General features: G+C 49.6%; 6 protein-coding genes. 5 read left to right on the forward strand and 1 reads right to left on the reverse strand.

The annotated features are described in order from the left end of the window. From hpsA to QUA24_RS26275, 4 genes are all read left to right on the forward strand, one after another. Nucleotides 1-2,994 (forward strand): hormogonium polysaccharide biosynthesis protein HpsA (gene hpsA / locus QUA24_RS26260; protein ID WP_333233289.1); only part of this gene is annotated, 2,994 nt, incomplete at its 5' end. A 40-nt stretch (nt 2,995-3,034) separates the two neighbouring features. Continuing rightward, nucleotides 3,035-3,706 carry a hormogonium polysaccharide secretion pseudopilin HpsB gene (gene hpsB / locus QUA24_RS26265; RefSeq protein ID WP_333209966.1) on the forward strand — a complete coding sequence of 224 codons (672 nt, stop codon included), beginning with the start codon at nt 3,035-3,037 and terminating at the stop codon, nt 3,704-3,706. A 59-nt stretch (nt 3,707-3,765) separates the two neighbouring features. Beyond that, on the forward strand, nt 3,766-4,851 hold the full coding sequence (gene hpsC, locus QUA24_RS26270; protein ID WP_333209968.1) for a hormogonium polysaccharide secretion pseudopilin HpsC: 1,086 nt from the start codon (nt 3,766-3,768) through the stop codon (nt 4,849-4,851). A gap of 58 nt (nt 4,852-4,909) precedes the next feature. After that, nucleotides 4,910-5,518, forward strand: a complete 609-nt coding sequence (locus QUA24_RS26275) for a prepilin-type N-terminal cleavage/methylation domain-containing protein (protein WP_333209970.1) — start codon at nt 4,910-4,912, stop codon at nt 5,516-5,518. Between the two features lie 340 nt (nt 5,519-5,858). On the opposite strand, the gene QUA24_RS26280 is transcribed toward QUA24_RS26275, so the two are convergent. Continuing rightward, nucleotides 5,859-6,647, reverse strand: a complete 789-nt coding sequence (locus tag QUA24_RS26280) for a cobalt-precorrin-6A reductase (protein WP_333233292.1) — start codon at nt 6,645-6,647, stop codon at nt 5,859-5,861. A gap of 228 nt (nt 6,648-6,875) precedes the next feature. On the opposite strand from QUA24_RS26280, the gene QUA24_RS26285 reads away from it, so the two are divergent. After that, nucleotides 6,876-7,555, forward strand: a 680-nt coding sequence (locus QUA24_RS26285) for a tetratricopeptide repeat protein (protein ID WP_333233290.1), incomplete at its 3' end; no start/stop codon positions are given.

The following is a 7,555-nucleotide window of genomic DNA, read 5'->3' on the forward strand; positions in this document are numbered from 1 at the left end:
GTGGTGGTAAATGGTATTGCTGCTGGAACTTGGGGAAACTGGAACGCTGCTTGGTCGTCGGCCCCCGCGGCTCCGGCTCTGCCAGACGCCACGAACCTGCCAACTGCACAGAACAATCCTAATTTTGTTCGTGAAAACGCTGCGACAGCTCGCCAATTTGCCAAAGGCGACTTGCGGATGCGGGCAACAGCAGTTTATCACTATGCAAACAGTGGCTACGATCCAACAACGCTAGCAGCCGCACCAATAGGAACCCAACCACAGCAAACCCCCCTAGCTTGTATCAGCAGCTACTACGACCCCAGTAACGCTTCAACAGCGAGAAACATCACCACCACAGGACTGCTGCCGGATGTCAGCGGACAGGGAGCAGCCGCACCCATTGTGGTAAGTGGCACGCTACCGACACTGGGAACACGGCAGGCATTTATCGGCTCGAACAACGGCATCACCTACGGCCCTCCGACCAGACCGCGACCTGGTGGTAATTCTACTCCGAACCCCGCTACAGGCTTGCTGAGCGGTAGTGGAGATACAATTTTGGAAACCCAGGCAAACTTGGTCTTCCCGGACGGTAGGTTTGCCAATGGGCCGTTGAGAACCGCCCTCCAAGTCCCAGCAGCCCAGCGCACGCTAGCACAAAATGCAGCTATTGACTCTACTAATTGCGCGCTACAGATTCTTGATGGTACTATCGGTGCTCCTAATCCGGCACAGATTCCCCACGGGGCAATTCAAGAAGTAGCATTTTTGAACGGCAGAGAAGTCAAGGCGATCGACCGCGACAACCTGGCCAGTAATAATGTTAACGAAGCCTTTACCCTCAGCAGTCCCCTGCCTGCCAATCCCCAAGCAGCAACTTTAACAGGCAATTACGACCAGCCCCTAGAAGAACGGCAACCCCTAGAAATTCGGGCTACTCAGTTAGACCTCAATGCCTTGCGCGGGCAAAACATTGCAGGGCCCAACGCTACTCCACCCGAGTGGTTGCTGCCCAACAGCGGGATTATCTATGCCAGCCGAGATGACGCATTGCCAGATCGCAGCGCTAGATTCGCAAATCCTGCCCAAAGCACAACAGTCAGTCCTACAGACAACCTGCTCGACCCCACCCGCAAGCCTAACGGCATTGTCTTGATTAACGGACAGCAGCTATTTCGCGGCGGCGCAACCCCCACACGACCAAATAACATCAATGCTGTAGTCAGAGAAAAAGGGCTAACATTGGTATCAAATTTGCCGGCTTACATCCAAGGAGCCTTTAACCTTCACGGCACCATTCCGGCTCCTGCTCCGGGTGTTCCACCCAATAATAATCCTGTGCCCGTGGAAGAGTTTACGCAGCTAGTCAATCCAACTTGGACAAATTTTTACGGACGCACACAAAATCAGCTTGACCCCAACTTTGCCTGCCGTGCGGGCGACCCGAGGCTCCCAAACTGCACCACGGGCGACTTCTGGAGACCTGCAAATATACTGGCAGATGCAGTCACCCTGCTATCACAAAGTTACCGTTTTGGCTTCCGCAACGAAGGAGATTTTGACCTGAGAAACAATGCAGGCGCGGCTGCTGTGTTGCCCCGCCGACAGCAAGGATTTTTCAATAACAACTTTGTGACTAACGGACTTTCCAGCGGGGCGTTTTCAAATAACGGCAATTTAGTGGGTACACCGAATGCTCCCCTACCAGCGCTAACAGACATTACCTACCAGACTCCTGCTCTCCCGCTATCGAGTTCTTACTTCAACAACTTTGTCACTCCGATCCAGCGGCGCGGGAATTTCCCAGAGTACGTGATGGAAACTTGCATAAAACTGCCGGTGGCTGCGTGTACGAATAATGACTGGTTTGTCAATCCTCTGGCAGCAGCACCAATCTCCGCAACCGATGCAATCACAATTATTCCTCCTGCTGCTCCCACTTATGCAACACCTACTAACAATGCTTCTTTTTATCAAGCTGGGTCAACGGTTGATCCCCCACTGCCAGCATTGCAGCGATTCCCCCGCCGCGTGGCTTTTCTGAGAAACCCCACCACTACTCCGCCCGCCAACCAGTTGGCAACCCCCGCCGCTCCCCAGCCTTTAGGGATTGCTGCAGGAGGAGCGATCGTACCAGGTGCCGCCGGTGCTAATACCAGACCTAATTCTCTGTGGTTTGCCGGAAGTAATGGGCCTGCTGTCAACTTCGATAACGTCAGTGCTCCCTATGTCGTCAACCCCACCACCATTCCTCCCAACACCAGAGACGGAGCAAATGTACTACTACCAGCTTTAACGATAGCATCACCACCACCAGCCACTAGCGGATTGCAGCCACTATTGCTTCCAGTCCCGCAGATCCAAACTTTGTCATCAGCAGCTAATCCTCCAGGCGGGAATATCATGCCCAGAGGGACAACTATTGCCAGAAATACAGGATGGATAGCCCAGGCTGTAAATACCACCTTCAATCTGATTGTCGGAGCGGGTGACACTCCTTCACGGACACTCAATGCCAACACCGGAGACTTTAACGGCGGCTTGCAAAACTTGCCCCGATTCTTGGAAAGCTGGAATAACGGGGGATTCGCTACCAACATCCGAGGCTCTTTCATTCAGCAAAACCGCAGTGCCTTAAGCACTGCACCCTACCAGCCAATTTTGTCGGCCCCGGCATTAGTGAGCCTGTTTCAGCTTCAAGTAGGGGGCCCTTTTCCTGCGCCTGCAAGTATCACAAATACGTACAACACCGATGCTGGGGCGGGGTTGATTCCCTACTTTAGCCCGCCCCTCCGGAACTGGGGTTATGACGTGGGCTTGCTTTCTCAGTCGCCTGATTTGTTTACGCAAAGATTCACCACTCCTGCGACAAGGACTCAGCCTGCTGAATATTTCCGGGAAGTACCTCGCAATGATAATTGGGTAAAAACTCTCATGTGCGGAGTTGTAGCTCCCAATCAGCCGAATGGGGGTCAGATCGCGACTGCTCTGAGAAGTAACTGCCCCACTTAACCCTCTAACTTTCTGCCGCGCAATTACTGGAGTCCTACTTATGACTGAGCAAAACCAACACGAAAATTTATCCCAGCCGCGAGACGGTGGCTACACGATTATCGAGTCGTTGGTAGCGATGATTGTAGTTTCGGTGCTGATGATCGCGATCGCCCCTGTGATGGCCTTCTCAGTAGCGACTCGCGTACAAGCGCGGCGGATGGAACTCGCCACCCAGGTGGCTACAGCTTACATCAACGCTCTGAGAGTGGGGGCGATCAGACCTCCAACTAATCAACGACCTACGATCGGTTTTCCTGCCCGAGATACCTCTTTTGGTACTGCTCCTGCTCCTGCTCCTGCTTCTACAAACCCTCAGAGTAATTTGTACTGCGTTAACTTGGATGAAAACCCAGGTTGTACTGGCAGCAAGGAGTTTTTTGTTCAAGGTGTTTGGCGAAATCCCGCTAATACAACCAATGATCCGACAACAACAGGCTATGAGCTGACTGTGCGGGTTTACCGCGCGGATGGGTTTACCGGAGCTACGATGAAAACTGAACAGCAATCAGTTGCTAATTCCGGTCTTGGCAATCCTCAAGCGCCTTTGGTGGTAATGAAAACACAAATTCCCCCTACTACACAAGGAACTGCGTCCGCGCGTCAGGCATTATGTTCTCAACTTAACTCTCCCTCGAACCCTATAGGAGTTAACACCACTCTCTGCCGTTAATCAAAGCCGTGTTATCAAATCATAATCGCTCCCCCCATTTGACAAAGGAAAAAGTCAAAATGAAAACTTTACTCAGGTTGCTTCTAAAAAGTCAGCACCAACGAAACCGCTCAGGGCCAGTTCAAACAGAAAAGGGCATGACTCTGGTCGAGCTATTGGTCGGAGCGATTATGGCATTTTTAATCATCACCCCGATGCTGGGTTTTGTAGTTGATATGCTGAATACCGACAGGAGGGAACAAGTCAAGGCAAACACCGAGCAAGACATTCAGGCGGCGGTTGATTTCATTGCTCAAGATTTAAATCAAGCTATTTATATTTACGATAATGACACCATCAATAATGCCGCTACCGATGGAACTCCAGGTATCAGAAATCAACTGCCAAATCCGACTGGGGGAACTCCTATTCTCGTTTTCTGGAAACGGCAGCAGGTTAGAAATGCTGTCTCTGTTAATACTGATCCGGCTACTCGCGTACTGCCAATAAATTGTACTCCAGCTACTTGCAACGACACCTATGTACGGTCTTTAGTTGCTTACTATTTGGTTAGAGAAACCCTTCCTCCTAACTCTATTTGGTGTCAGCCGTCAGGAGTCAATTGCCCATCCCGCATAGAGCGCTATGAAATTAGAGAGGGCGTGCGAAATCCCGGCTCAACCACTCCTGCCACATTCTACTACAACAATGCCCAGGCTAATCAAAGTCAACAAGTAAGCCCAGCTTTTAACTCAAATTTTGACTTGAGCCAACCACGGCGGAATGTGACAACTACAGCGGGATTCGCAAATCCAAGTTTTACGGGGCAAAATCCTCAAGTGCTGGTCAATTACATAGACCACACTCAGAAGGTATTGTTAGGAAATGAATGTGTTACTGCTCTAGGCAATCCGACTGTTACATTACCAGGGGCAGCGGCACCAACCGCAGTCGGAGAAAACACTCTAAAAGTAACAGATCCAAATACAAATACAAATAGCTTCTACGCTTGTGTAGATACATCGAGAAACTTAGCCAGAGTTACTATCCGAGGAAACAGCCTGCGTCGTCTTCAAGATAGTAATGTTCCTTCCAGCGCCGACAATGCGGCATATTTCCCAACAGCAAGCGTGCAAGTACAAGGTCTAGGCGCGCAAGGAAACTAACTGATGCCTGAAACACATTTACGAATCGCCGGTCGCCGATAAACAATAGGATAGTACAATGAAAACCCCACCAATATTATTAAAACTTTTGCATAACTCTGCTGCCAAAGCCAGCCCTAAATTCAACAAAACTGCATCCAGCAAGGGCGATGGAGGATTCACACTTCTAGAAGTGCTGGTGATAGCGTTGATCGTAGGTATATTAAGCTCGATCGCCGCTCCAAGCTGGGTGGCATTCATCAACCGACAAAGAGTTCGCACCGTGAACGATCGCGTCCTCCAAACCTTGCGAACTGCACAAAGCGAAGCAAAGCGAACTAAGCGCGATGTCATAGTTATATTCAATCCTACTCCGGCTACTGACCCACCAACAGCTACAATTAACATAATAGATTCCACCCAAAACCCTCCGATACAAACTCCTCCCATACAAACAATGACGTTCGATGCTGGAGGCGAAATCAAACAAGGACAGGTTACACTTTCCACGAATGCACCGGCTGCAACCCCTGCCCACTCAATCACTTTTGACTACCAGGGTAATCGCGTAAATACAAATCAATTTGTAGTAACCGTTGCTCCTGCGGGCGGCGGTACACAGCAGTGCGCGATCGTGGAAACGATCATAGGAGGCATGAGAACTGATGAAGGAGCACCATGTAACTAACTGAGCGTCGATGATAGCTTTCAATAAATTTAATCTTAATCTCTAACAGCAATTCCGCATAAGTTCTGAATTGCTAAAATCTATTAACTTAATTTTTTTTTATATTTCAAATCCTATTAAAACAGTCAAAAAATGCAGCTAGAACTAAAACAAATAATCATCCAGCCAGGAAATCAACTATTACTCAAAAACATAACCAGGCCGATGTTTGAAACCCTACTAATATCATTTCCGGTAACACCGGAATGATTTTGACCGTTGACGGTTGACGGTTGACAGTGAACCGTCAACCGTCAACAGTGCACTCGAATTTACTATTCCGATGCTAACGAATTTGATATTATAACTGCTTAACTAACCAAGCGATCGCCCCTGCAACATCAGCAACCTGCTCAACATCCCCAATCGGCGGCCGCTGCACCATCACCACCGGAATTCCCAGTTCCCTAGCCGCCACAATTTTCGCATAAGTAGCACCGCCCCCGCTGTTTTTACTAACAATCGTATCAATCTGATATTCTAATAATAATTGACGCTCATCTTCCAAAGAAAAAGGCCCCCTTGCTAACAACAATTTACCATTAGGAATAGGAGAATTGAGTGCCGGAGGATCTATCGCCCGCATCAAAAACCAAATAGCATCCAAACCAGCAAAAGCAGCCAATTCCTGCCTACCAATCGTCAGAAACACCCGCTGAGACAGCCCTAATAAAGCCCTTGCAGCCTCCGAGTGGCCCGCAACATCAATCCAGCGATCGCCCTCCACCCTCTCCCAAGCAGGACGCACCAGCATCAAATACGGAACATTACACTCAGCAGCAGCAACAGCAGCATTAGCAGAAATCTGAGCCGCAAACGGATGAGTAGCATCGATTAAGAAGTCGATCGGGCGATCCTCTCCGTTGGCGTAGCCCCCGTAGGGGCGGGCTGCGCGATCGAGCAAAAACTCCGCCAGCCCAGCCGCCCCACCAAACCCTCCAATTCGCACCGTACCCGTTTTTGGGGTAAAAGGCTGTTGAGTGCGTCCTGCCAGCGAAGATACCACCTCTATTTCAGCAATTTGAGACGCTCTTACCGCCAGTTCAGCAGCATCCCCCGTCCCGCCCAAAATTAGCAACCGTTTTTTCACCAAATTAGTCCTAATAGCAATTTAATGTGAATTTGCACATATCTCGATCCCCCTAAATCCCCCTTAAGAAGGGGGACTTTGAGAAGAATCTTGTCCCCCCCTTATTAAGGGAGGCGCCAGGGTGATCGGATTCTATGCAACCTCATAAAAAATTGGTATAACTTATCCAAGCAACGCCCGCAATTTGGGTTAATAATATGTTTAGTAAAGTTTAAACTGCCAACAACGATGATTCGCTCACTTTTCACATTTTTTACAGTATTAATTGTAACCGGGTTAGTGTGGTTGGGAAATATCGCCCCCGTTGCCGCACAAGTACAACCAACAGATATCACCGATCCTCAACAGGAATTGGGAGAACTCGTTCAAAAAGCTTTTGAAGCTACAAATGAAGGCAAATTTCCCGCCGCTGAAACTTTTTGGACTCAAATCATTGACAAATTTCCCTCACAAGCGGCCGCTTGGAGCAACCGAGGCAACTCTAGAGTCAGCCAAAACAAACTACAATCAGCTATTACCGACTACGAAAGAGCGATCGAACTAGCACCCGACGCCCCCGATCCCTACCTCAACCGCGGCACCGCCTTAGAAGGTTTAGGACGCTGGGAAGAAGCGATCGCCGACTACAATCATGTACTAGAATTAGACTCCCAAGATCCAGCCGCCTACAACAACCGAGGCAACGCCGAAGCAGGTTTAGGAAAATGGGAACAAGCAATTGCCGACTACAGCAAAGCCTTTGAACTAGCCCCCGAATACGCATTTGCCCGCGCCAACCACGCCCTCGCACTTTATCAAAACGGGCAAACAAAAGAAGCAATTCGCAACATGAAAAACATCGTCCGCAGATACCCCCAATTTGCCGACATGAGAGCCGCCCTCAGCGCCTGTCTTTGGGAAGCCGGAAA

This window comes from Microcoleus sp. Pol12B5 (assembly GCF_036701335.1).
Classification (GTDB): domain Bacteria; phylum Cyanobacteriota; class Cyanobacteriia; order Cyanobacteriales; family Microcoleaceae; genus Microcoleus.

Excerpts from the sequence above, each read along its gene's own strand:
- hpsB (WP_333209966.1), top strand. The coding sequence starts at position 3,035 with ATGACTGAGCAAAACCAACACGAAAATTTATCCCAGCCGCGAGACGGT.
- hpsC (WP_333209968.1), top strand. The coding sequence starts at position 3,766 with ATGAAAACTTTACTCAGGTTGCTTCTAAAAAGTCAGCACCAACGAAAC.
- QUA24_RS26275 (WP_333209970.1), top strand. The coding sequence starts at position 4,910 with ATGAAAACCCCACCAATATTATTAAAACTTTTGCATAACTCTGCTGCC.